This is a genomic window from Blautia pseudococcoides (assembly GCF_001689125.2).
GTDB lineage: Bacteria > Bacillota > Clostridia > Lachnospirales > Lachnospiraceae > Blautia > Blautia pseudococcoides.
In genome coordinates, this window is sequence record NZ_CP015405.2 from 939,424 (window position 1) to 962,219 (window position 22,796).

Here is a 22,796-nt window from a genome sequence, read left to right on the forward strand (position 1 = left end):
AAGATGCAGCGCCGGAGTGTATTCCGGCTGCTGCATTTTCAGATTAGACGGGAGTGGTTGACTATGAAAAAACTATTTGAACCATGGCAGATAAAAACGGTGAAAATAAAAAACAGAATTTGTTTTCCGCCGGTAGTCTGTTATGCCTGGGGCACAGAGGATGGCTATGTGACACAGGAAAATGTGGAGCATTACAGAAAGGTGGCAAAGGGGCAGACCGGGCTGATCATACAAGAAGCCACATGTGTGGACCGAAACGGAAAACTTGCCGCAAACCAGCTTGGTATCTGGGAGGACGGCCAGATAAAAGGACTGTCTGAAATCGCAGATGCAGTCCATAAAGAAGGATGCCCCATCTTTATCCAGATCCATCATGCCGGCGTCTCGGGACTGGATGGAGAACTGGCCTGTCCCAGTGATTACAGTTTTTACAAGGACGGTGTCAAAAAAACAGGGAAAGAGATGACAATAGAAGAAATACATAAAGTGCAGCAGGAATTTACGGATGCAGCAGTCCGCGCCTGGAAAGCAGGGTATGACGGAGTGGAACTGCACGGATGCCACCAGTATCTCATGTGCGAATTTTTTAACCGCTGGGTGAACCGCAGGCAGGATGCATACGGGGAACACAGGGAACGGTTTGCTGTGGAGATCCTGCGGGCCATAAAGGAGAAAGTGCCGGAGGATTTTGTGGTGGGAATCCGTCTGGGAGGATTTGAACCGAGGCTTGAGGATGGTGTGAGACACGCCCGGGTATTGGAAAAGGAGGGCATAGATTTTATAGATGTGTCCTATGGATTTTCCGGCGAGGATGACCCGAAAGCTCCTGCGGATTTTCCCTATGAAAAATGTATCTACGCGGCAGCCCAGATCAAACGCGCGGTTTCCGTTCCGGTTTTTGCGGTGAACGGGATCACGGACCCTGAAATGGCACAGGATATTCTGGAGCGCACCGATGTGGATATGATTGATATTGCCAGAGGCATCATCGTGAATCATAATTGGGCCAGGGATGCCATGGAAGGCAGGGATACGGGAAAATGCCTGCACTGCAGGCGTTGTCTGTGGTGTGAAAACCCGGATACCTGCACCGGAAGAAAAATCCTTGAGAAAAATCTTCAGAGGAAAAAGGAATTTATAGACAATTTATAATTTTTAAGAGTCAGGAAATATCTATTTGTCTGTCATCGTGCTATTATGAATATATCGCAAAATGAGAGAGGATGATACCACATGAAGACGCAGGTATTGTATAAAAGCAGAACAGGCAATACGGAGAAACTGGCAAAGGCCATATTTGCAGCCGTGCCGGGTTCGGACAAGGATATAGCCCGGCTGGACGGGCAGACAGACTATGATATGGCGGACATTTATTTTATCGGCTTCTGGACGGACAGAGGGAGTGCCAGCGTGGAAGTGCTGGATTACCTGGGGTCCCTGCAGGGAAAGAAGATAGCGTTGTTCGGCACCTGCGGAATGGGTGAAAGCCCTGAATATTTTAAGAAAATAGAGGAAAATATCCGGGTTTTCATAGAGGATGACAATGAATATCTGGGTGCCTTTATCTGCCAGGGCAAGATGCCTATCCGGGTCAGGGAAAAATATAACAACATGAGAAACAGCAGCAACGGCAGGCAGATTGACACCATGATAAGAAATTTTGATATGGCTATGCTTCATCCCGATATGGATGACCTGGAACATGCCCGGCAGTTTGTGAACAAAATATATGAATCATTAGAGAAGGATGGGATTTGACGATCATGAAAGAAAAATTTGCAAAGTTTATGGCAGGACGCTACGGCACGGACAGACTGAACCAGTTTATGCTGATCGTGCTTCTGGTCTGCGCTGTCATCAATATGTTCATCAGAAACGGATATGTTTCCATACTGCTGACTTCCTGGGAGATTCTTCTGATTGTTTTTATATACATCAGAATGTTTTCCAGAAATATCACAAAGCGCTATGCGGAGAACCAGAAGTACCTTACTGTTGAAAATAAAGTACGCCATTTCTTCGGCCAGAAAAAGTATATTCAGCAGCAGAGAAAGGACCACCACATTTATACCTGCCCAAACTGCAAACAAAAGATTCGTATTCCCAAGGGAAAAGGCAAGGTGAGTGTGCGCTGTCCAAAATGCGGGACGGAATTTGTGAAAAACAGTTAGAATTGAATGGGGATTTTTTTACCGGACAGCATCATATGGCCCCGGCTCTGTACCGGCCTCCGATTGTTCGATTTTTGGTCTGACTTTTGGGGGATTCACCCCGCTTCCCTCCTCCGCCTTGCGGACTGACAAAATATGCAGCACTGCTATAGTTCCTGACCGGAAGGAATACCGGCCGGGGATTCAGTTACAGACATTCTTCCGGACGTTTATCATATCTCAGCCCTTTGAAGACAGATTGATGTCTTCCGTCACTCCCTACTCTGGGCATATATTTCACTACACCTACTAATTTTGGCTGCACCCAGACTGCCTCCTTATTTCCATGACCGCTTGGTGTATTGGCGGGGGGATAACCGGATGGCAATTTTAGCAGCTGTTCTAACGTATCGGCTCCTACCCCCATTGTCACATGTCCTTCATAGACGATCACATGATCTTTATATTTCCCCAGAACAAGACTGATCATATTATTTTGCTTTTGGATATAACCACAGATAATAAAATCATCATCCAGCATCCGTTTTATTTTTATCCAGTCCTTCGTGCGTTTATCCTGTATATAGAGACTGTCCTTTTTTTTGGCAACTATGCCTTCTAATTCCTGCTGTTCTGCCATCTGATAAAAGGCGGTTCCATTGCCTTCCACATATCTTGATAAGACCAACCGTTCGGATTCCGAAAAGGTTTTCTGTAAAAGAACCTTTCTCTCCAGTAATGGCAGAGCTGTTACATCCCTGTCCTTATAATATAAGATATCAAACGCAACGAATGTAGCAGGAAACTGCTTTGACGCAAGTTCAATTTTAAATTTATTCGCTGTAAGACTGCGGCGTTGGATCTCAAAGAAGTCAGGCCTGCCATTTTTCAGTACCATCAGTTCGCCGTCGAGAATGCATTTTTCTCCGGCCTGTCTCCATAATTCTTTTAATTCCGGTACTTTTGGTAACATTTTTTCATTACGCTTATTTCTCAACTCTGTTTTGCCGCTTGGGTCCAAATAGGCAATGCATCTTTCCCCGTCCCATTTCAATTCATAAATATACCTATCATCATCAAACGGATTTCCCTCTTGTCCAATGAGCATTGGTTTGATGTTTTTTGTTTCAAAATCAATCATGCTGTGGCTTTCCTGGTTCTGGGTTTTTTAGGCGGGGTGTTGTCTCCGTTTGTACTTACCTGATTAAGTGATTTTTGTAATGCCTCCATGAGATCGATCACATTTGAGGGTCTCTCTTCCGGGGCAGCAGTTATTTCCTCACCATTGATCTTAGCTTCTATAATTTCTCTTAATCTTTTTTGATATTCATTATGATACTGCTCAGGCTGGAAATTCTGTACCATAGAATTTACTAAGGTTTTTGCCATGTTCATTTCCGGCTCAGTTAGATCCGGATGAGCAATGTCCTTTGGCATTTCCTTTATTTCATCCGCAAAGAACATAGTCTCAATTAAAATTTCTTCTCCGGTGGGTATCAGCGCAAGAAGCTTTTCAGATTGTCCTAATACTGCTTTTGCGATCGCTACCTTTTTTTCCTCATACATTGCCCGCCGAAGTAATTCATATGCCTTATCACCACCAAGCTCCGGCACTGCATGATAAGTCTTGTCATAGAATACCGGAGGTATGCTGCTCAGATTTGCAAAATGAATAATTTGTACGGTACGGTCTTTTTCGGTTTTGGCTTTCTCAAAATCGGCATCTGTCATGGTCACGTATTGCCCCGGGGCAAACTCGAACCCCTTTATGATATCCTGTGTCCCCACTTCTTTACCGCAATTGGCACAAACCTTCTTGTATTTGACCCTTGATCCATCTTCCTTACATAGCTGATTAAAGTGTATATCACTATCCTGCGTCGCTGTATAGAGCGCCACGGGAATATGAACCAACCCAAATGAGATTGCTGCTTTTTGTGCTGCCATTTTATCCACATCCTTTTTCTTTTTAGTATTTACTGTATACAGAAAAATTAAAACTGGTTAAAAATGGCCGGCACTATGGCAGTGACGGCACAAATGTTAGTCATTTAAGTAAATACATATAACAGGCAGAGGATAAATCACTATAAAAATAAAAGAACCCTGCATAAATACAGGATTCTCGAAAGCTGGAAATGAGACTCGAACTCACGACCCCTTCATTACGAGTGAAGTGCTCTACCGACTGAGCTATTCCAGCTTGTGTTTTACATACAAATGATATTATACACGATTTTGGGAAAATTTCAACTATTTTTTACAAATTTTGTCCTATATTTTGCACAGGGCATTATTTTAAGCTGGTGGTCAAAAGGAAAATCTGTTCGTAAAATGGATGAATTCTCTCTGAATTACTTGTCGGTAATTGACAACTCCGAACATTTGTGCCATTATATACCAGAGATAGTTTATTAAGATAAAGAAGGACACTACATGAACGATATACGACACCCGCAAGAAAACCCCGCAGATTTGGACCGGACAAGTGCGGGAAAAGATAAGTTATTGGAATTAAAAGGAATCAGTAAGAGTTTCGGTACCACAGATGTGCTCCGGGACATTGACCTCTCCATTGAAAGAGGGGAATTTATCACGTTTTTAGGCGCATCCGGCTGCGGAAAAACCACAACCCTGCGCATCATCGCCGGGCTGGAGATGCCGGATAAAGGTCAGGTGATTCTGGAAGGCAGAGATGTGACCCTGCTGGAACCCCATCAGAGAGATGTAAATACCGTGTTCCAGAATTATGCCCTGTTTCCCCATATGAACGTGGAGGCAAACATTGGCTATGGTCTGAAAATCCGCAGGGTTCCCAAGAATGAGATCAAAGAAAAAGTGAGAAAAATGCTGGATCTAGTCCAGCTCTCCGGTTATGAAAAGCGTATGCCCTCAGAACTGTCAGGGGGGCAGAAACAGAGAGTTGCCATTGCCCGCTCCCTGATCAACAGTCCCAGGCTTTTGCTTCTGGACGAGCCTTTGGGCGCCCTGGACTTAAAACTGCGAAGAGCCATGCAGACGGAATTGAAACGGCTGCAGAAAAAGCTGGGTATCACCTTCCTGTACATAACCCATGACCAGGAGGAGGCGATCAATATGTCAGACCGTATTGTGGTCATGCGGGACGGGCAGTTTGAGCAGATCGGAACCCCGGATGAGATCTACAACCGCCCAAAGACCAGTTATGTGGCTGATTTTGTGGGCAACGCCAATATTATCTCCGGTGTTGTGGAGCGTATAGATGGGGAGCTGACAGACATCCGTGTGAACAGCCGCCTCATTACAGCCAAAACGGTGGACGGCCTGAAAGAGGGCGGCCGGGCAGTAGTGGCTGTGAGAAGGGAAAATATCAAAGTCTGCCGCCAGTGCAAAAAGGGCCTTCCGGCAGTGATCACAGATAAATCCTTTAATGCCGGACAGCTTCACATGGTCTTTAAACTGGAGGACGGCAAGGAAGTGGTTGCCAGCCATTACGGTATAGATACAGATTTGACCGTGGATCAGAAAGTCTGTGTGGGATGGGAACCGGAACACGCTGTCTTTGTGGATATGGATGAAGCAGCACAGGGGGCATGAACATGGAAAAAAAGAAAAAATCAGGACTGTTTCTAACGGTTGCGCCCCTCTATATCTTCACCCTGGTCTTTGTGGCAGGTCCCCTGCTCTATATGATAGCACTGAGCTTTGCCACAAACAGCGACGGGTGGGGAACCGTGTGGAAATTCACCCTGGAAAATTATAAAAAGATAGCAGACCCGGTTTATCTAAAGAGTTTTACCCAGTCCTTCCAGCTTGCTTTTACCAGTACCATCTGCATTACGCTTCTGGGATATCCCTTCGGATACTTTATGGCAAAGCAGTCCGCAAAATGGAAGAAGAGGATCATGCTGCTGATCATGGTGCCTTTCTGGACCAGTTCCCTGATCCGTATGTACGGATGGATCATCCTGCTCCAGGCGAAAGGTGTTTTTAACACGCTGTTAATGAAGCTGGGCATAATCCAGGAGCCTCTGAAAATCCTATATTCCTACCCTGCAGTGGTCATTGGTATGATTTATGCCCTGCTGCCCTTTATGGTCCTGTCCGTGTATTCCAGCGTGGAAAAAATGGACTGGTCTTTGGTGGAAGCCGCAAGGGATTTGGGCGCCAGCCGTGCGAAGGCATTTATGACGGTTACGCTGAAGCCGACGCTGCCGGGACTTCTGACAGGTGTGATCCTGTCCTTTGTGCCGTCCATGGGACTGTTTTTTATTGCGGATATTTTAGGAGGCAATAAAATCGTTCTGGTGGGAAGCGTCATTCAGGACCAGCTCACAAGAGGCAGCAACTGGCCCTTTGCAGCAGCCCTGGCAGTGGTGCTCATGGCACTTACTTCCATAATGATCTACCTGTACCGGAAAATAACCCACGTAAAAGATTTGGAGGGATTCTTTTGAGAAAAAAACATAAGCTGTCAGGCATTTATCTGGCGGTCCTGCTGCTCATCATGTATCTCCCCATTGTGATGGTGGTGATATTTTCCTTTAATGAGTCCAAGCTGACAGCCAGCTTTACAGGATTTTCCTTGAAATGGTATGAAACGCTCTGGCACGACAGGGATATCAAAGAGGCGCTTTTCAACAGCATACTTCTGGGTGTCATAAGCTGCGCGGTCTCAGCAGTGATCGGGACCCTGGGCGCTGTGGGTATGGCGCGGGCGGATTATAAGACAAAAGGCATGATGGAGTATCTGTCCACGGTTCCCATCATGATTCCGGAAATTATTCTGGGCATGGTATTTCTTGCCTTTTTCTCCTTATTAAACCTGCCTTTTGGTATGACAACCCTGGTAATTGCGCATACTACATTTTGTATTCCCTATATATTTATGATGGTGAAGGCAAGGCTTGTGGGAATTGACAGGTCTTTGGAGGAGGCCGCCCGGGATTTGGGGGCATCTCAGATCCGGACCTTTTTTGACATAACACTGCCGCTGATCATGCCGGCGGTTCTGTCGGGAAGCCTGCTTGCATTTGCCATGTCCTTTGATGATGTGGTCATCAGTATTTTTGTAAACGGTCCAAGGCTCAACACCCTCCCGGTGAAAGTTTACACCCAGTTAAAGACAGGGGTGACGCCGGAGATCAACGCGCTTTGCACCATAATTTTAGTGGCCATCGTACTGGTCCTGGGCATTTCTGCTTTGGTGCAGAAAAGGCAGGAACGCAGACGGGGAGAACTTTCAGAAAGATGAGGTAAAAATATGAAGAGAAGATTAGCAGCCCTTACACTGTGTTTTGCAATGGCAGCTTCCATGCTTGCCGGATGCGGCGAGAAAGAGGAAGATGACAACAAGGAACTGGTCCTCTACACCTGGGAGGGCCTTTTCCCCCAGGAGGTCCTGGATGGTTTCGAGGAAGAGACAGGGATCAAAATTATAAGCTCCAACTTTGATACAAATGAAACCATGCTGGAAAAAATCCAGCAGACAGACGGAAAAGACTATGATATTGTTGTGGGTGATGACTACATTATTGAGCAGATCGTGAAAAACGGTCTGGCTAAAAAGCTGGACACATCACAAATCGGTAATTTTAAAAATATCAATCCCCTGTACCAGAGCCAGTTCTATGATCCGGACAATGAATATACCATTCCTCACGGAGCAGGCATTCCTCTGATCGTATACGACCCGGAACAGATAGACTTTGAGATCAAGGGATACGAGGATTTGTGGAATCCCAAACTGGAAGATAAGATCGCCATGATCGGCAGCTATCGTGCTGTCAATGGGTTTGTACTTCAGACCATGGGAAAATCCATGAATGAGGAAGACGTACAGGTCATTGAACAGGCCGGGGAAAAATTAAAAGAGCTGGCTCCCAATATCCGTATGATCCAGGACAGTGATACACAGAACGCCCTGTTAAACGGCGAGGCAGGCGTTGCATATCTCTACACCTCCCAGGTGACGGCGGCTTTGGCAGAGAACCCGGATCTGAAGGTGGTTTACCCGGAAGAAGGCCTGGGATTTGGCATCATGAATCTGTTTGTCCCGAAAAATGCGCCGGATGAGCTGAATGCGTACAAATTCCTGGATTACATTCTGGAACCGGAAGTTGCCGCTAAATGCTTTGATGCATTGGGATATTACTGTACCACCCGGGCAGCCGATGATTTGGTGAATCCCAACCTGGTCGTTCCGGATTCCGTGACAAAAGGAGAAATTGTGCAGAACGTAAGCGGGGAAGCCAATGAGGCTTATGAGAAAAACTGGACAGAATTCAAAGCTGCATGTGACTAAGGAAAAAGGAGGTACATACAATGCAGACAAAAGTGACAAGAGAGAAAGCATTAGAACTTCTGGAAAAATACAATAAAGAGGAATTCCATATCCTCCATGCCCTGACTGTGGAAGGCGTTATGCGCTGGTATGCAGGTGAGATGGGATTTGGGGATGAGGCTGATTTCTGGGCCTTGGCAGGCTTGCTGCACGATGTGGATTTTGAGCAGTTCCCGGAGGAACTCTGCAAGAAAGCGCCGGAGCTTCTGGCGGAGATTGATGCGGAGGACGAGCTTATCCATGCAGTTGTAAGCCATGGATACGGACTTTGTTCTGAAGTGAAGCCGGAGCATCTGATGGAAAAGATCATGTTTGCCTCCGATGAGCTTACAGGCCTGATCTGGGCAGCGGCCAAAATGCGTCCTTCCAAAAGTGTCATGGATATGGAAGTGTCCAGCGTCAAGAAAAAATTTAAGGACAAGAGGTTTGCAGCCGGCTGTTCCAGAGACGTGATCAAGACCGGTGCCGAGATGCTGGGCTGGGAACTGACAGAGTTATTTGACAAGACCATCATGGCTATGCGTTCCTGTGAAGCTTCTGTGGCCCGGGAGTGTGAAGAACTGGCAGCACAGTGATATGAATGATAAATATGAGATGAATAAGGGCAAAAGGGATGCGGAAGCATCCTTTTTGCCTGCTTACTATTATTCCCCCTGGAAAGAGGGAAGGTCAAAAGAAGAGCAGGAACTTCTGCTGGGTGCAGAGGAGATGGAGATTGCGGACGGCGTGGAGGAAATTGGAAACTACACCTTTTATGGCTGTGGAAATTTAAGGCGTCTCTCATTCACAGATACCCTGAAGCGCATCGGCGGCGGTTCCTTTACCGGTTGTTCTGCACTGAGGGAGCTGCAGGTCCTCATGGAGAAAGGAGCCAAAAGCTGCATAACGGATGTGGTGGCGGAAACCTTTCACGAGGTGTTTGTGGTGATCACGTTCAGAGGGACAAAGGACAGCGCCAGACTGGTATTCCCGGAGTATTATGAGGAGGGTGTGGAGAACACACCGGCCAGGATCCTGGAGACACATTTTCATGGTTCCGGGTACCGCTACCGCCAGTGTTTTACAGAAAAGCGCGTAGATTATCAACGCTATGACAGTTTGTTTGAGGTGGCAAAGGTATATGAAAAATCTGAGATCCTGATCCCTATGGCCATGGGGCGTCTCAGGTATCCCTATGAACTGGGGGATAAGGCGAAATTAGCGTATGCCGCGTATGTAAGAGAGCATCTGGAGGAGACGGGAGATTATTTCCTGAAACAACAGGACTGGCACAGCGCCCTGTCTTATCTGGCAAAAGAAGTATTGCAGAAATCTAACGAGATGGAGCGGCTTTTGTACCGGGCTTCCCGGATTGGACAGACAGAGGCCGTGAGCCTTCTGATGGATGAGAAGAGAAAACTGTTTGGCAGGATCGTAAAGTCCTTTGAATTTTAACACGTAACGGTGAAGGCGCCAAACCGTTACAGAGGGAGTAGAGATATGGCACAGGAAATGGAAAAACGAATCAACGAAGTGTGCGTCAGAATACTGGCAGCCTCCAAAAGCGAGCTTTATCTGCACATGCGTTTTCTGGATGTGGCCCTTGCCGCGTTTTCTTATGTGCAGAATCCGGAGATGGAGACCCTGGGAACAGACGGGGCTTTATTATATTATAATCCGGCGTATTTGGGCGGCCTCTACCGGCGGGGACGCGGGGAAGTCAACCGGGCGTATCTGCATATGGTGTTTCACTGTATATTTGCCCATCCGTGGAAAGATGTGCGGCGTAGGAAAAAAAGGGCTTGTGGGCTGCTGGGGGAAAATCTGGCGGATCTTTTGTGGGAGGTCTCCTGTGATATTGCCAGTGAGGCAATGGTTGACAGTATTCCCCTGCACTGTGTGCGCCGCCCCGCATCTGTTTTGCGGAGGGAGACTTACGCGGCACTTGGGCATAAGCGCAGGGTTCTTAACGCGGAAGGCGTTTTTACCGCTCTTTTGGAGGAAGGTCCGGACCTTGAGCGGCTTCAACAACTCAGAGGGGAATTTTATGTGGATGACCACAGCTTTTGGTCCGGCGGGAAAAGAAAGACGCCAAACCAGAGGCCAAAAGAAAACTGGGATGACATCCGCAATAAGATGGAGACAGAACTGCAGAGTTTTGGACAGGACAGCGCCACGGGAGCCTCGGAGGGGCTTTTGGAGCAGATCAAGGTGGAGAACAGGGATTCTTATGATTACCGCAGATTCCTGCAGAAATTTGCCGTGCTGAAAGAAGAACAGCAGATTGACCCGGATTCCTTTGATTATGGGTTTTACAGCTATGGGCTTTCCCTGTACGGCAATATGCCTCTCATTGAGCCGCAGGAGAGCCGGGAGGTAAAAAAGGTGGAGGAATTTGTCATTGCCATTGACACCTCCATGTCCTGCTCCGGTGAGCTGGTGAAGGCTTTTCTGAAAGAGACGTATTCCATTCTGAGGGAGACGGAGAGTTTTTTCAGGAAGATCAATATCCACATGATCCAGTGTGACGAGATTGTGAGAAGTGATGACAGGATCACCTCCGGGGAGGAACTGGAGGCCTACATGGAACATCTGGAACTTTTAGGCCAGGGAGGAACGGATTTCAGGCCGGTATTCACCTATGTGGAGGAGCTTCTGGCAAAGAGAGAGTTCACAAGCCTGAAAGGGCTTTTGTATTTCACCGACGGGAAAGGGATTTTTCCCCGGAAAATGCCCTGGTATGAGACAGCTTTTGTGCTGATACAGAAAGAATTTGAGGAAGTAGACGTGCCCGCCTGGGCCATTAAGATCTATCTGGACCAGGAGGAAATGGAGGCATACAAAGAGGGGATCAGGGATGAACATTAAACGAGCGAAACAGGAAATTAAGGACGCTATTGAGGCGTATCTGATCAAGGACGAATATGGGGAATACTGTATTCCCTCCATCCGGCAGCGCCCCATTCTGCTCATGGGCCCTCCGGGAATCGGAAAGACACAGATCATGGAGCAGATCGCCAGGGAATGTGAGATCAATCTGGTATCCTATACCATTACCCATCACACCAGGCAGAGCGCTGTGGGTCTTCCTTTTATCAAAGAGAAGGACTATGGCGGAAAGCTCCACTCTGTGACAGAATACACCATGAGCGAAATTATCGCCTCTGTGTATGACAAGATGGAGGAGACAAAAATCAGGGAAGGGATTCTCTTTATTGATGAGATCAACTGTGTGTCAGAGACCCTTGCCCCCACTATGCTGCAGTTTTTGCAGTGCAAGACCTTTGGAAACCAGTCTGTGCCAAAGGGGTGGATGATCGTGGCAGCCGGAAATCCGCCGGAGTACAATAAATCGGTCCGGGAGTTTGATGTGGTGACTCTTGACAGAATCCGCAGGATCGACGTGGAGGAGGACTTCGGTGTGTGGAAGGAGTATGCCTACAGTGCAGGTATCCATCCCGCCGTGATCTCTTACCTGGATATCCATAAAGAAAATTTTTACCGCATGGAGACCGGGGTGGACGGGCGTATGTTTGCCACAGCCAGAGGTTGGGAGGATTTATCCCAGTTCCTCTATGCCTATGAAAAGCTGGGAAAGCGGGCTGACAGGGAAGTGGTGGGACAGTATATCCAGCACGGGAAGGCAGCCAGGGATTTTGCCAACTATCTGGAACTTTTTGAGAAATACAGGACAGACTATCAGATCGAGGAGGTGCTGGCAGGCCGTTTTGAGAAATTTGCGGTGGATAAGCTGAGGCAGGCATCCTTTGATGAGCGATTCAGTGTGGTGGGTTTGCTTGTAGGCCGCCTGGGAACCGGGTTCTATGCATATTATGAGAGAGATTTGTATGTTACGGTCCTCTATGAAAAGCTAAAGGACTGGAAACAAGAGATGGAAGAAGGGAAATCCCCGTCCGGGTCCCTGTCAGCCATCCTTGGGCGGGAACAGGAGGAATATGACAGAAAAGAAAATGCAGGCCAGATTACAACGCCCGCCCGTCATGGGGCCGTAAAGATCATGGAATTTTTAAAAGCCCGCCAAAAGGAGACAGAAGCATATGAGAGGGAAGGCTTGGCCTGGGAAGAAATATTTTCAGGGGCAGCAGAACATTTCAGGAAGGAATCCGAAGAGCGGGAAAACCTTATAGAGGAGACCGGCAGCGCGCTGCAAAATGCCTTTGATTTTCTGGAGCAGGCATTTGGGGACAGTCAGGAAATGGTTATTTTCATCACGGAACTGAACACAAATCCCTACAGCATCCAGTTTATCAGTGAGAACGGATGTGACAGTTATTACAGGTATAATAAAAAACTGCTCTTTGAAGAGGAACAGATGAGTATTTTAAAAGAACTGGATGATATTGAGACGGATTTATGATCAGACCAATTCCCGGGGCATTGGTCTGCAAACAGTAACATCTTATGTACCTTTTTCCATACTCTGTGCAGAATGGATTGAGTGGGACAAGGAATCGGGATATAATGAAAAAACAGATAAAGACAACAGGAGGAGAAAGATGCGTATAGCAGTGTGTGATGATGATGAGACTGCGGTATCTTTTTTAAGAGAACTGATAGAGAGCTATCCAAAGCAGGGTCTCTGTGTGGACGGATACAGCAGCGGGGAGGAACTGCTTGGTGCCGGACGTATCTATGACATGATTTTTCTGGATATTGACATGAAGGGCATAGACGGGATTGAAACGGCCAGGAGGATCCGCGCCCATGACAGGAAAGTGAAGATCGTATATGTGACCTCTTATAAGGAGTATGCAGGCAGAGCCTTTTCTGTCCATGCCTTTGGATATCTTCTAAAACCTGTGAAGCAGGAGAAGGTCTGGAAGCAGGTGGAAGATGCCATGCTCTGGCAGGAGGAAGAGGCGCCTGAGGTAAAGCAGGTGGAGTTTACCACAGCAGAGGGACTTGTACGGCTCCCCGTGGACGCGATCTATTATTTTGAGTATCAGAACCGGCGCATTTTTATAAAGACAAAGGATGTGATCCATGAAATGCGGGGAAAGATATCAGATATTGCCGGTAGGATGGCTCAATATGGGTTTTCGGTTCCTCATAAAAGTTTTGTGGTGAACCTGTACCATGTGAAAAACATCAGGGGATATGAAATCCTTATGATGAATGGTGAATGGATTCCTCTGTCCCAAAAACAGGCCGTGCAGTTCAAAGAAAAACTCAGTCTATATCTGGCAGATAAAATGAGGTAGGAAGAAGGTGGCGGCAGGGTAATGAACTATATTCTGACAGCAGCGGATCTGTCTGTTCTGGGGTTTTTGTTTTATTGGTTTATGAATCGAATCGGGGAACGCCGTCTGAAAAAAGCATGGATTTATCCGGCGGCCTACGTGGTGTTTGCACTTTTCTGTCTGCTGACGCAGTTCCCGCGGAGTGAATGGTTTGTTGTTTTCTCCGTGATACTGCTTGTTTTTTTCTTGGAAACCTTACTGTTTAAGCCAAATGGGCCAGCATACTTTTATTGTCTGGTATATTGTATCGGGTATTTTCTCTGCCAGATCACAAGTGTCTATGCAGTGCAGTGGATCTTTACAAATATAACCACAGTAAATCTCATACGGGTGGGCTTTGAGAAAATCGACAATATGCAGTTGATCCTTTTCCTGATCAAATGGTTTACGGAGTTTTCCTGGACCTATTTCATGATAACAGTGTTAAATAAGGAAGATGAGGAGGACAACAGATTTTTCTTCTATAAATCCCAATATTTTATCTATCTGCTGCTTCCCGCATTTTCTGTGGTATTTATGGTATCCATCATCTGGATGAGTGCGGATTTCTTTGTGCTCAGGTATGGGTACGGTCTGGTGATACTGAATATTATCCTGATATTTTCCATCAATCTGATGCTGTTATACCTTTTCAGGCAGACGGGAAAAGGAAGCCGGGCACTCAGGGATGAGAAGCTCTACAAACAGGAGTCAGAGCTGCTTTACCAGCACTATAAAATCCTGGAGGAGAGTTACCAGGGTTCCAGAAAGGCCATACATGACGCCAAAAACCATATGCAGGCGGTTGCCCGTCTCTATGAAACCGGAGAAAGCGAAAAGGCTAAGGCCTATGCGGAAGATGTATTTCATCTGCTGAATCAGACGGGACATACCTGGTATACGGACAACAGGATGCTGAATATCATTTTAAATGAGAAGCTGGGACAGGAATCCATGCGGGATACAAGACTGGAGCTGGATATCTGTGACAGGTGCCTGGACAGAATCCGGGAGATTGATATTACCACCATTTTCGCAAATCTTCTGGATAATGCAGTGGAGGCCATAGGGGATGGGGAATCGAAATACTTTTCCCTCCAAATACAAAACATTCACTCTTTTCTTGTGGTCAAAATGGTAAACTCAAAAGGAAAAAAGAAAGAGAAAGCGGTACAGAAGCATCAGCACTTGGGACTGCAGAATGTGAAGAGTGCTCTTTTAAAATATGAGGGAACCATGAAAATCTCTCAGACGGACAAAGAGTTTCAGGTAAGTATCATGATACCGGATGAACAAAAGGAAATGGAAAGGGGAGGGTGACAATGAAAAAAATCTGGAAAATGGGTCTTTTGCTCTGTGGGGTTTGTATGCTGGGAGTGCTCACGGCAGGATGCGGAAGCAGCCTTTCCGACAGATTTGATGAGGATGAGGTCAGACAAGCCGCTGAAACCATGGTGAGCCAGGTGAATTCCGGGGAACTGGAGAGCGTATACGAAGATACTTTTGCCCCGGTCATGCGGCAGGCGATCGCCCTTAAACAGCTCCAGGAAAATCTGGACTATGTCTTTGATAAGCTGGGGGAGTTTGAATCTTTTGAAAAGGTCAGTGTGACGGGAGGCCAGGACAAGGATACAGAGGAACCCTACGCGTTGGCAGTCCTTCTGGCAAAATATGAGGATGGAAAAGCCCAGTACACCGTTACCTTTGATTCAGCTATGAAGTGTATCGGATTTTACGTCAAATAGAAAATACGGAATATGAGGCAAATGCCGCCGGACAGTCTTCTCAGTGAGGCTGTTCAGGCGGCATTTTACAGATAAAGGCATTTTGGTTTTTGTGCGGAAACGCAGTCCGTCTTTATTTAAAGAACTGTTCTCCATAACCATAATGTTCTACCACATAGTCAATATCCTTGTCACCGCGTCCGCTTAAATTGACAAGAATAGAGCCTTGTTTCATTTCTTTTGCCTTGCGCATAGCGTACGCAACTGCGTGGGCGCTCTCGATTGCAGGAATAATACCCTCTGTGCGGGACAGCTTGAAGAAAGCATCCATGGCTTCCTCATCGCTGACGGTATCGTACTGTACTCTTCCCAGATCACGGAGAAATGCGTGTTCCGGTCCAACAGAAGGATAGTCAAGACCGCTTGCAATGGAGTATACAGGAGCCGGTTCGCCCTTGTGGTCCTTCAGCATGATACTCTCAAATCCGTGCATAACGCCCTTTTCTCCATACTGCATGGAGGCAGCGTGGTCGCCCATTGTTGTGCCTCTGCCCAGAGGCTCCACACCTACAATGTCCACAGGGTCGTCCACGAAAGGAACGAACATGCCGATAGAGTTGCTGCCGCCGCCCACGCTGGCGCATACCACGTCGGGAAGCAGGCCTGTCATTTCCTTAAACTGTTCTTTGGCCTCCTCGCCCACTATGTACTGGAAATCCCTGACCATGAGAGGGAAGGGATGCGGTCCCACTGCGGAACCGATGCAGTAGATGGAGTCCTTATAATTCTTCGCATAAGATTCAAAGGCAGAGTCAACCGCCTCTTTCAGAGTTTTATTTCCGTGTGTGACAGGAACCACTTTGGCGCCCAGAATTTTCATGCGGGTAACATTGGGAGCCTGTTTGGCTATGTCCACCTCACCCATGTGTACCTCGCACTCTAATCCAAAGAAGGCCGCCGCCGTAGCGATGGCTACACCGTGCTGTCCGGCTCCGGTCTCTGCGATCAGACGTTTTTTGCCGATGAATTTGGCCAGCAGTCCCTCGCCCATGCAGTGGTTCAGCTTGTGGGCTCCGGTGTGGTTCAGATCCTCTCTTTTCAGATAGATCTGGCAGTTGCCGATGGTCCTTGAAAGGCGCTCGCAGTGATAGACCGGCGTGGGCCTTCCCTGGAATTCCTTGCGGATGCGGCGCAGTTCGCTGATGAACTGGGAGGAATGGCAGATGGTCTGGTACGCATCCGCGATCTCCTCAAAAGCCGGAACCAGCTCTTCGGTCAGGTAAGCACCGCCATAAGGGCCGAAGCGGCCGTTTCTGTCAGGGTAATGTCTCAGATAAGTTCTGTAATCTACTTCCATTGTTGTTTCTCCTTTATGTGCATTCATAAATTTTTATTCTTGCTGGCCGTTAAGGGCGTCCTTTGCCAGTTTAAAGCCGTTTTGTGCTGCCTTGGCCAGCCACAGATCCGCTTTCGCCTCGTCTTTTTCCACACCCTCCCCGTACCGGTAGAGGATTGAGAGATTGTACTGGGCGGCAGGGATATTGGCGTTTGCCGCCTTTTCAAAAAGCTGGAATGCCCGCTGTGTGCTCTCGGGCACAGCCTGACCGCTTAAAAAATATCCGCCCATACAGCACATGGCCCGGTAATCACCCTGTTCCCCGGCTTTTTTGTACCATCCAAAGGCCTTTTCGTAATCCTGTTTTGTTCCGATCCCCTCCTCATAACATCTGGCAAGGTTATACTGGGCATTTTTACTGCCGGTCTCAGCGGCACGTTTGATATAAGTAAAGGCTTTTCGGTCATCTTTGTCCACGCCTTTTCCCTGGGCGCAGAGAAATCCCAGATGCAGCAGTGCGTCCGCATGGTCTTTCTCGGCGGCTTTTTCATACCACTGGGCTGCCTGCGCGAAATCCACCAGGGTGTGTATTCCGTTTTCGTAGTAATAACCCACAGCATACTGCAGATCCTTCTGACCGTTTTCAGCCAGGATTTTCAGTTCTTCCAGGGTAAAATCCATATTTTTTGCGTCCATTGAAAATATCTCCATTTTTCTTTTGACAAATTTTGTAATATAGTGTACTGTTTTAGTAGGAATTAAATCCACGGTAAACGGCTGTATCGTTACTGTTCACGGGCCACTATCCCGGGAGGCATTTTCATGCTGGAAGCTTGAAAATCCCCAGGCAGCCAGCGCGATATGGAGCAGAAAGCTCCATATCTGTGCATCGCGAAGCGTGTTACTGGGCACGGAGTGAACAGTAACCCTGTAGCATTTGGCCATTGTTGATATTATATCATAGGAACCGGGATTTATAAACATAAAATGATGAAGATGACATCGGAGGAAATGAAAAATGCTGGAACTGAAGGATGTCTCCTTCAAGGTGGAAGAAGAGACAAAAGAAAAAGGGATTCTGGAGCGCGTGAGCTTTACTCTGGAAGACAACAAGTTTATTGCCATTACAGGGCCAAACGGCGGCGGAAAATCAACGCTGGCCAAGATCATTGCCGGTATTGAGAAGCCAACAGAGGGCAGGATCTATCTGGACGGTGAGGATATCACGGATTTAAATATAACGGAAAGAGCAAGAAAAGGCATCAGTTATGCGTTTCAGCAGCCAGTGCGCTTTAAAGGGGTAACGGTGCTTGACTTGATCCGGCTGGCGTCAGGGGAAAACATTACGGTTTCCGGAGCCTGTCAGTATCTCTCGGAGGTGGGATTGTGTGCAAAAGACTATATTAACAGGGAAGTCAATGCAAGTCTTTCCGGCGGGGAGATGAAGAGGATCGAGATCGCCACGGTTATGGCAAGGGGCACCAGGATGTCCGTATTTGACGAACCTGAGGCCGGTATTGACCTGTGGAGCTTCCAGAACCTGATCCATGTGTTTGAGAATATGCACAGAGAGATCCACGGCTCCATTTTGATCATTTCACACCAGGAGAGGATCCTGAACATTGCGGATGAAATCCTGGTGATCGCGGACGGAAAACTGGTGAGCCGGGGAAGCAGGGATGAAGTGCTTCCCGCTTTGCTGGAGGGTGTGGATGACTATTCCGGCTGTAAAATCTGGAAGGAGGGGGGAGTAAAATAATGGACGCTATACAGAAACAGTTATTAGAGGCAGTTGCCGGGCTGCACGAAATCCCGGTGGGAGCCTACAACATCCGGGCAAACGGAAAGAGTGAAGGCAGAAACAGTACGGAACATATAGAGATCACCACCCGGGAAGAAGGGGACGGGATCACGATCCGCATCAAGGACGGTACAAAAAAGGAGAGTGTCCACATCCCGGTGGTTATGAGCCAGGCAGGGCTTCAGGAAGTTGTCTGCAATGACTTTTATGTGGGGGACAACTGTGATGTGACCATCATTGCAGGCTGCGGCATTCACAACGGAGGAGATGCATCCAGCCAGCACGACGGAATTCACAGCTTTTTCATCGGAAAGAATTCCAGAGTGAAATATGTGGAGAAACATTACGGCAGCGGGGACGGCAAAGGCCAGCGTATTATGAACCCTGAGACCATCATTGAGGTTGGGGAGAACAGTGTCATGGAAATGGACACCGTGCAGATCAAAGGTGTGGACTCCACCAAGCGCATGACCAGGGCAAAATTGCTGGAAGGCGCCAGCCTGAAGGTTATGGAGCGCCTTATGACCCACGGGACCCAGGATGCGGAGAGCCGGTTCATTGTGGATATGGATGGGGCAGACTCAGGTGCCAATATTATATCACGTTCCGTGGCGAAGGATGATTCCCACCAGCTTTTCCAGTCTGTGCTCAACGGAAATGCAGCGTGCAGCGGCCATACAGAATGTGATGCCATTATTGTGGGGAACGCTAAGATCAGCTCCATTCCGGAGATAACCGCCAACAGCTCCGACGCGGCGCTCATCCATGAGGCAGCCATCGGAAAGATTGCAGGGGAGCAGATTGTAAAACTCATGACTTTGGGCCTTACAGAGGAAGAGGCGGAAGCCCAGATCATCAATGGTTTCTTAAAGTAAAACAGTAAAAGACCGCAGCGTCAGCCGGGCAGGTATACGGGACAAAACCGTATACAACTGCCCGGTTTTGTGCTATAGTTGGGTTAGTAACAGCGGCGCATTGCCATTGGGGAACAAAAAACATATTTATAGGGAGAGGTTTTTATGATTTACAACAATGTACGCCATGAGTGCAATCTGTATAATTTTTTCTTTGCACCAAGAGGGAACCGGAGAATGATGGAACTGGGAAGAAAAATCTCCCAGATGTATTTAAACCCGTTTGACCGTATCATCGGCATTATCGGTGCCAAGGACTCCGGAAAAAGTATGATGATCCAGGGGATGTTTCCGGGAATCCAGGTTGTGGACGGGGACGATGAATACGACATTACCAACATGCCCCTTCTGAATGCGGATGATGTGGGATTCTATACCCCCCGGACCTTCCATGTGGATGCCAGGGCAGCAAGAAAATATGTGAAGCTGGAGACGATCGCTGAGGCGGTCATAAGAGTGACTTCTCAGCATAAGAGAGTGATCGTGGAGCATTTTGAGATCCTGTATCCGATCCTGAAAAGGAATGCAGATCTGATGATCGGAATCGGCGAGGAGGTCATTGTGACACGGCCCTCCCTGTTCGGCCCGCTGCCGCAGAATATTGCGGATATTGTGTTCAAATCCCTGATCTACAGGAAAATGGCACACAGTGCAGAGGATTTATTCGGCTATGTAGTGAGAGATATTGAGCGGCCAAGCTATGTCCGGGCTGATATTCGCCATGGGTTTATGCTGGATTATTCGGAAAAACCGGAGAATTTTGACCTGGTGGAGATTGAGAAGAGGATGAAAGAGCTCATAGACCGGGATTTGCCTATCACATATTATGACGAGGAGCATGTGAAGATCGGAGATGACGTCATTTCCTGTACAGGCCCCCTGATGCATGTGGAGAGCACAGGGAAGATTGAGGGATTTTCATTGGTAAAAGAGTTTTTCTACGATTCCAAGTTCGGCTATTATATTGTTGCCGGAACGGTGGGGCATAAGGAAGAGGAAGCCAGTGACAAACTGAATACCATTGATATACTGGAAGAGGTATAAGAAAACAAGACCATCGAAAACCGGAAACGGGGCGGATGGTCTTGTTTTATACACAGAGAAAGGTTTTGATTGACAAGGCAGGAAAAATATAGTATTATGATGATATCAAAAAGATATCAAATTAATTACTGCGGCAGGCAGTCTTTTCAAGAGGAGGAAATGATCATGGAAGAAAAAGACGGAATCAGTCCAAGGAATAAGAATGTGGAGGAAAAAGTCCTGCACCCCAAGTCAGGTATGGGGATGCTGTTTCTTTTGATCCTGGCGCTTGTGGGAAGTGTTGCGCTGATGATCCTTTCAGGAGCGGTACTTTCTGAGGTCAGCGGCACGCTTACCGGTATCGGGATAACAGCGGCAATCCTGATTTTCTGTGCGGCCTGTGTGGGCTTTGCGGGCCTGAAGGTCATCAACCCCAATGAGGCGCTGGTTCTGGCACTGTTCGGTAAGTATTACGGAACCCTGAACCGGAATGGATTTTACTGGGTCAATCCTTTTGTGACAGGTATCAATCCAACCGTAAGAGCAGTGGGCAGCGCCAGTTCCACAGTTCTCAAAGGGATGGGCATTGAAGCGGAGCAGAAGAATACGGAAGCAAAAGCCAACAAAAAGGTTTCGCTGAAAACTATGACACTGGACAACAAAAAACAAAAGGTCAATGATGAACTGGGAAACCCCATTGAGATTGGCACGGTTGTTATTTGGAAAGTGGAAAATGCCACAAAGGCTGTATTTAATGTGGAGAATTACAAAGACTATCTGTCTATCCAGTGTGATGCCATCACAAGAAACGCAGCCAGAAGGTATCCTTATGACACCAGCGAAGGCGGAGATGAGCGCTCTCTCCGGGGCAGCAGCCAGGAAGTGGCAAGTATCATGCAGGAGGAACTGCAGCAGAAAGTGGTGGATGCGGGAATCGAGATCTTGGAAATGCGCATCACACATCTGGCATACGCTCCGGAAATCGCATCAGCTATGCTGCAGAGACAGCAGGCAGCAGCCATCATTGATGCGCGGCAGAAGATTGTGGAAGGTGCTGTCAGCATGGTGGAGATGGCCCTTCAGAAATTAAACGATAAAGATATCGTGGATCTGGATGAAGAGCGCAAGGCAGCCATGGTCAGCAACCTGCTGGTTGTCCTCTGCGGCAATAAAGATGCCCAGCCCATTGTCAACAGCGGTTCCCTGTATTAGGCGGGACTGTGAACAGTAACAGGAGTGATGCCTTCATGGAAAACAAACCGAAGGAAAAACAAAAAAAACAGGTTCCCCTGCGGCTCTCCGCATCTCTTTACAATGACCTGGCCCAGTGGGCGGAGGATGACTTCCGCTCCGTCAACGGCCAGATCGAATATCTGCTGACCGAATGCGTGAAGCACAGAAAGCGGAGTCAGAAAAGCGCCACAGAGGAACCGGCGGCAGAATGAAGAAAATCCAGGCAGCGGCCAATTGATGAGCCGTGTATGCCTGGATTTTTTGCATGTGTTTTTTCAGAAATGTTTTCTGTATTTTTTTTCCGCTATGTTGATCAGGCTGTATAAAACAGCAGCGATGATACATAGAATAACAATACTCATGATCATGGTATCCAGTTTGAATACCTGACTGGAATAAATGATCAGATACCCAAGTCCCCGTTTGCTTCCGATCATCTCTCCGATCACCACGCCGATCAGGCAGAGGCCGATATTGACTTTCATAATGCTGAGGATCAGTGGTACGGAGGAAGGAAGAACCACTTTAAAAAGGGCATCCTTTTTCGTGCCCCTCAGTGTGGAAATCAGTTTCAGTTTATCCGGGTCCGTGCCGCAGAAGCCAGTGTACAGATTCAAGATCGCCCCAAAGATGGCTACAGACAGACCGGCAACGATGATGGTCTTGATGTTGCTGCCCAGCCACACGATCAAAAGCGGTGCCAGGGCTGATTTGGGCAGACTGTTCAGAACTACCAGATACGGCTCCAGAATCGAGGAAAGCTTCGGAAAACACCACAGAAGCACCGCAATGGCAATACCAAACACAGTGACCAGGGCGAAACTGGCAATGGTCTCCCAGAGTGTGACGCCCGTGTGTACGGCAAGTGTTCCATCCAGTATCATGTGGTACATGGCTAGGACCACCTGGGAAGGGCTGGAGAAGATGAAGGAATCAATAAGGCCCAGTCTTGCGCTGCCCTCCCAGAGCGCCAGAAAAGCCAGGAATATGAGGATGCGGATAAGCCGCACGATCTGGGAATCACGCCTTAATTTCCGCAGATAATTCCTCTGTCCTCTGGACATAGAAGTCATT

The 22,796-nt window shown here is 47.7% G+C and carries 24 protein-coding genes and 1 tRNA gene; 19 read left to right on the forward strand and 6 right to left on the reverse strand.

From position 1 onward, the window contains the following. The first annotated feature begins 63 nt into the window (after positions 1 to 63). From A4V09_RS04305 to A4V09_RS04315, 3 genes are all read left to right on the forward strand, one after another. Positions 64 to 1,152 (forward strand): oxidoreductase, encoded by a 1,089-nt coding sequence (locus tag A4V09_RS04305; protein WP_065541261.1) that lies wholly within the window; start codon positions 64 to 66, stop codon positions 1,150 to 1,152. An 81-nt stretch (positions 1,153 to 1,233) separates the two neighbouring features. Beyond that, positions 1,234 to 1,758: a flavodoxin family protein BilS gene (gene bilS, locus A4V09_RS04310; protein ID WP_065541262.1), complete on the forward strand. Its 525-nt coding sequence runs from the start codon at positions 1,234 to 1,236 to the stop codon at positions 1,756 to 1,758. A 5-nt stretch (positions 1,759 to 1,763) separates the two neighbouring features. Continuing rightward, positions 1,764 to 2,171 carry a zinc ribbon domain-containing protein gene (locus tag A4V09_RS04315; protein ID WP_065541263.1) on the forward strand — a complete coding sequence of 136 codons (408 nt, stop codon included), beginning with the start codon at positions 1,764 to 1,766 and terminating at the stop codon, positions 2,169 to 2,171. A 187-nt stretch (positions 2,172 to 2,358) separates the two neighbouring features. On the opposite strand, the gene A4V09_RS04320 is transcribed toward A4V09_RS04315, so the two are convergent. The 3 genes from A4V09_RS04320 to A4V09_RS04330 all read right to left on the reverse strand — a co-directional run bounded on the left by A4V09_RS04320 (position 2,359) and on the right by A4V09_RS04330 (position 4,353). Further along, complete coding sequence (locus A4V09_RS04320; RefSeq protein ID WP_065541264.1) at positions 2,359 to 3,291, reverse strand: ATP-dependent DNA ligase; 933 nt, start codon at positions 3,289 to 3,291, stop codon at positions 2,359 to 2,361. Continuing rightward, complete coding sequence (gene ku / locus A4V09_RS04325; protein WP_065541265.1) at positions 3,288 to 4,097, reverse strand: non-homologous end joining protein Ku; 810 nt, start codon at positions 4,095 to 4,097, stop codon at positions 3,288 to 3,290. The genes A4V09_RS04320 and ku overlap by 4 nt, the downstream gene beginning before the upstream one ends. Before the next feature lie 183 nt (positions 4,098 to 4,280). Next, positions 4,281 to 4,353: transfer RNA gene (locus tag A4V09_RS04330), tRNA-Thr, on the reverse strand. A 233-nt stretch (positions 4,354 to 4,586) separates the two neighbouring features. On the opposite strand from A4V09_RS04330, the gene A4V09_RS04335 reads away from it, so the two are divergent. The 11 genes from A4V09_RS04335 to A4V09_RS04385 all read left to right on the forward strand — a co-directional run bounded on the left by A4V09_RS04335 (position 4,587) and on the right by A4V09_RS04385 (position 15,436). After that, a complete protein-coding gene (locus tag A4V09_RS04335; RefSeq protein WP_242963952.1) occupies positions 4,587 to 5,726 on the forward strand; it encodes an ABC transporter ATP-binding protein in 1,140 nt (379 codons plus the stop codon). A gap of 2 nt (positions 5,727 to 5,728) precedes the next feature. Beyond that, positions 5,729 to 6,586 carry an ABC transporter permease gene (locus A4V09_RS04340; protein WP_065541266.1) on the forward strand — a complete coding sequence of 286 codons (858 nt, stop codon included), beginning with the start codon at positions 5,729 to 5,731 and terminating at the stop codon, positions 6,584 to 6,586. Then, entirely contained in the window at positions 6,583 to 7,383 is an 801-nt protein-coding gene (locus A4V09_RS04345) for an ABC transporter permease (protein ID WP_065541267.1), read from the forward strand. Before A4V09_RS04340 ends, A4V09_RS04345 begins: the two co-directional genes overlap by 4 nt. A 9-nt stretch (positions 7,384 to 7,392) precedes the next feature. Next, entirely contained in the window at positions 7,393 to 8,433 is a 1,041-nt protein-coding gene (locus A4V09_RS04350; RefSeq protein WP_065541268.1) for an ABC transporter substrate-binding protein, read from the forward strand. Between the two features lie 20 nt (positions 8,434 to 8,453). Further along, positions 8,454 to 9,047 (forward strand): hydrolase, encoded by a 594-nt coding sequence (locus A4V09_RS04355; RefSeq protein WP_065541269.1) that lies wholly within the window; start codon positions 8,454 to 8,456, stop codon positions 9,045 to 9,047. 1 nt (position 9,048) lies between these two features. Beyond that, on the forward strand, positions 9,049 to 9,906 hold the full coding sequence (locus A4V09_RS04360) for a leucine-rich repeat protein (RefSeq protein WP_242963954.1): 858 nt from the start codon (positions 9,049 to 9,051) through the stop codon (positions 9,904 to 9,906). Between the two features lie 45 nt (positions 9,907 to 9,951). Continuing rightward, positions 9,952 to 11,319 carry a vWA domain-containing protein gene (locus A4V09_RS04365; RefSeq protein ID WP_065541270.1) on the forward strand — a complete coding sequence of 456 codons (1,368 nt, stop codon included), beginning with the start codon at positions 9,952 to 9,954 and terminating at the stop codon, positions 11,317 to 11,319. Then, positions 11,309 to 12,829: an ATP-binding protein gene (locus tag A4V09_RS04370; RefSeq protein ID WP_065541271.1), complete on the forward strand. Its 1,521-nt coding sequence runs from the start codon at positions 11,309 to 11,311 to the stop codon at positions 12,827 to 12,829. Before A4V09_RS04365 ends, A4V09_RS04370 begins: the two co-directional genes overlap by 11 nt. A 139-nt stretch (positions 12,830 to 12,968) precedes the next feature. Then, the gene (locus tag A4V09_RS04375; protein WP_065544630.1) at positions 12,969 to 13,673 is read left to right on the forward strand and encodes a LytR/AlgR family response regulator transcription factor; all 705 of its coding nucleotides are present in this window, start codon (positions 12,969 to 12,971) and stop codon (positions 13,671 to 13,673) included. Between the two features lie 21 nt (positions 13,674 to 13,694). Beyond that, positions 13,695 to 15,011: a sensor histidine kinase gene (locus A4V09_RS04380; RefSeq protein ID WP_065541272.1), complete on the forward strand. Its 1,317-nt coding sequence runs from the start codon at positions 13,695 to 13,697 to the stop codon at positions 15,009 to 15,011. 2 nt (positions 15,012 to 15,013) lie between these two features. Next, a complete protein-coding gene (locus A4V09_RS04385) occupies positions 15,014 to 15,436 on the forward strand; it encodes a DUF3887 domain-containing protein (RefSeq protein ID WP_065541273.1) in 423 nt (140 codons plus the stop codon). Between the two features lie 112 nt (positions 15,437 to 15,548). On the opposite strand, the gene trpB is transcribed toward A4V09_RS04385, so the two are convergent. Then, the gene (trpB, locus tag A4V09_RS04390) at positions 15,549 to 16,772 is read right to left on the reverse strand and encodes a tryptophan synthase subunit beta (RefSeq protein WP_065541274.1); all 1,224 of its coding nucleotides are present in this window, start codon (positions 16,770 to 16,772) and stop codon (positions 15,549 to 15,551) included. Between the two features lie 33 nt (positions 16,773 to 16,805). Next, positions 16,806 to 17,447, reverse strand: coding sequence for a tetratricopeptide repeat protein (locus A4V09_RS04395; protein WP_065541275.1), 642 nt, complete (start codon positions 17,445 to 17,447; stop codon positions 16,806 to 16,808). A 322-nt stretch (positions 17,448 to 17,769) separates the two neighbouring features. Between A4V09_RS04395 and A4V09_RS04400 the strand changes: the two genes are divergently transcribed. From A4V09_RS04400 to A4V09_RS04420, 5 genes are all read left to right on the forward strand, one after another. Next, complete coding sequence (locus A4V09_RS04400; protein WP_065541276.1) at positions 17,770 to 18,510, forward strand: ABC transporter ATP-binding protein; 741 nt, start codon at positions 17,770 to 17,772, stop codon at positions 18,508 to 18,510. Further along, positions 18,510 to 19,427: a SufB/SufD family protein gene (locus A4V09_RS04405; protein WP_065541277.1), complete on the forward strand. Its 918-nt coding sequence runs from the start codon at positions 18,510 to 18,512 to the stop codon at positions 19,425 to 19,427. The genes A4V09_RS04400 and A4V09_RS04405 overlap by 1 nt, the downstream gene beginning before the upstream one ends. 144 nt (positions 19,428 to 19,571) lie before the next feature. Further along, positions 19,572 to 20,510: a lantibiotic ABC transporter gene (locus tag A4V09_RS04410; RefSeq protein WP_065541278.1), complete on the forward strand. Its 939-nt coding sequence runs from the start codon at positions 19,572 to 19,574 to the stop codon at positions 20,508 to 20,510. 204 nt (positions 20,511 to 20,714) lie between these two features. Then, positions 20,715 to 21,701: an SPFH domain-containing protein gene (locus A4V09_RS04415; RefSeq protein ID WP_369858343.1), complete on the forward strand. Its 987-nt coding sequence runs from the start codon at positions 20,715 to 20,717 to the stop codon at positions 21,699 to 21,701. A 35-nt stretch (positions 21,702 to 21,736) separates the two neighbouring features. Next, positions 21,737 to 21,934: a type II toxin-antitoxin system antitoxin gene (locus tag A4V09_RS04420; protein ID WP_065541279.1), complete on the forward strand. Its 198-nt coding sequence runs from the start codon at positions 21,737 to 21,739 to the stop codon at positions 21,932 to 21,934. 63 nt (positions 21,935 to 21,997) lie between these two features. Here A4V09_RS04420 and A4V09_RS04425 read toward each other — a convergent pair whose 3' ends face one another. Further along, positions 21,998 to 22,795: an ABC transporter permease gene (locus tag A4V09_RS04425; RefSeq protein ID WP_065544632.1), complete on the reverse strand. Its 798-nt coding sequence runs from the start codon at positions 22,793 to 22,795 to the stop codon at positions 21,998 to 22,000. Position 22,796 lies beyond the last annotated feature (1 nt).

Bases quoted from the DNA above. Each gene is read 5' to 3' on its own strand.
- A4V09_RS04375 (WP_065544630.1), top strand. From the start codon at position 12,969: ATGCGTATAGCAGTGTGTGATGATGATGAGACTGCGGTATCTTTTTTA.
- A4V09_RS04405 (WP_065541277.1), top strand. From the start codon at position 18,510: ATGGACGCTATACAGAAACAGTTATTAGAGGCAGTTGCCGGGCTGCAC.
- A4V09_RS04365 (WP_065541270.1), top strand. From the start codon at position 9,952: ATGGCACAGGAAATGGAAAAACGAATCAACGAAGTGTGCGTCAGAATA.
- A4V09_RS04385 (WP_065541273.1), top strand. From the start codon at position 15,014: ATGAAAAAAATCTGGAAAATGGGTCTTTTGCTCTGTGGGGTTTGTATG.
- A4V09_RS04400 (WP_065541276.1), top strand. From the start codon at position 17,770: ATGCTGGAACTGAAGGATGTCTCCTTCAAGGTGGAAGAAGAGACAAAA.
- A4V09_RS04355 (WP_065541269.1), top strand. From the start codon at position 8,454: ATGCAGACAAAAGTGACAAGAGAGAAAGCATTAGAACTTCTGGAAAAA.
- ku (WP_065541265.1), bottom strand. From the start codon at position 4,097: ATGGCAGCACAAAAAGCAGCAATCTCATTTGGGTTGGTTCATATTCCC.
- A4V09_RS04420 (WP_065541279.1), top strand. From the start codon at position 21,737: ATGGAAAACAAACCGAAGGAAAAACAAAAAAAACAGGTTCCCCTGCGG.
- A4V09_RS04360 (WP_242963954.1), top strand. From the start codon at position 9,049: ATGAATGATAAATATGAGATGAATAAGGGCAAAAGGGATGCGGAAGCA.
- A4V09_RS04350 (WP_065541268.1), top strand. From the start codon at position 7,393: ATGAAGAGAAGATTAGCAGCCCTTACACTGTGTTTTGCAATGGCAGCT.
- A4V09_RS04335 (WP_242963952.1), top strand. From the start codon at position 4,587: ATGAACGATATACGACACCCGCAAGAAAACCCCGCAGATTTGGACCGG.
- A4V09_RS04395 (WP_065541275.1), bottom strand. From the start codon at position 17,447: ATGGACGCAAAAAATATGGATTTTACCCTGGAAGAACTGAAAATCCTG.
- A4V09_RS04380 (WP_065541272.1), top strand. From the start codon at position 13,695: ATGAACTATATTCTGACAGCAGCGGATCTGTCTGTTCTGGGGTTTTTG.
- trpB (WP_065541274.1), bottom strand. From the start codon at position 16,772: ATGGAAGTAGATTACAGAACTTATCTGAGACATTACCCTGACAGAAAC.
- A4V09_RS04370 (WP_065541271.1), top strand. From the start codon at position 11,309: ATGAACATTAAACGAGCGAAACAGGAAATTAAGGACGCTATTGAGGCG.
- A4V09_RS04425 (WP_065544632.1), bottom strand. From the start codon at position 22,795: ATGACTTCTATGTCCAGAGGACAGAGGAATTATCTGCGGAAATTAAGG.
- A4V09_RS04340 (WP_065541266.1), top strand. From the start codon at position 5,729: ATGGAAAAAAAGAAAAAATCAGGACTGTTTCTAACGGTTGCGCCCCTC.
- A4V09_RS04410 (WP_065541278.1), top strand. From the start codon at position 19,572: ATGATTTACAACAATGTACGCCATGAGTGCAATCTGTATAATTTTTTC.
- A4V09_RS04320 (WP_065541264.1), bottom strand. From the start codon at position 3,291: ATGATTGATTTTGAAACAAAAAACATCAAACCAATGCTCATTGGACAA.
- bilS (WP_065541262.1), top strand. From the start codon at position 1,234: ATGAAGACGCAGGTATTGTATAAAAGCAGAACAGGCAATACGGAGAAA.
- A4V09_RS04315 (WP_065541263.1), top strand. From the start codon at position 1,764: ATGAAAGAAAAATTTGCAAAGTTTATGGCAGGACGCTACGGCACGGAC.
- A4V09_RS04305 (WP_065541261.1), top strand. From the start codon at position 64: ATGAAAAAACTATTTGAACCATGGCAGATAAAAACGGTGAAAATAAAA.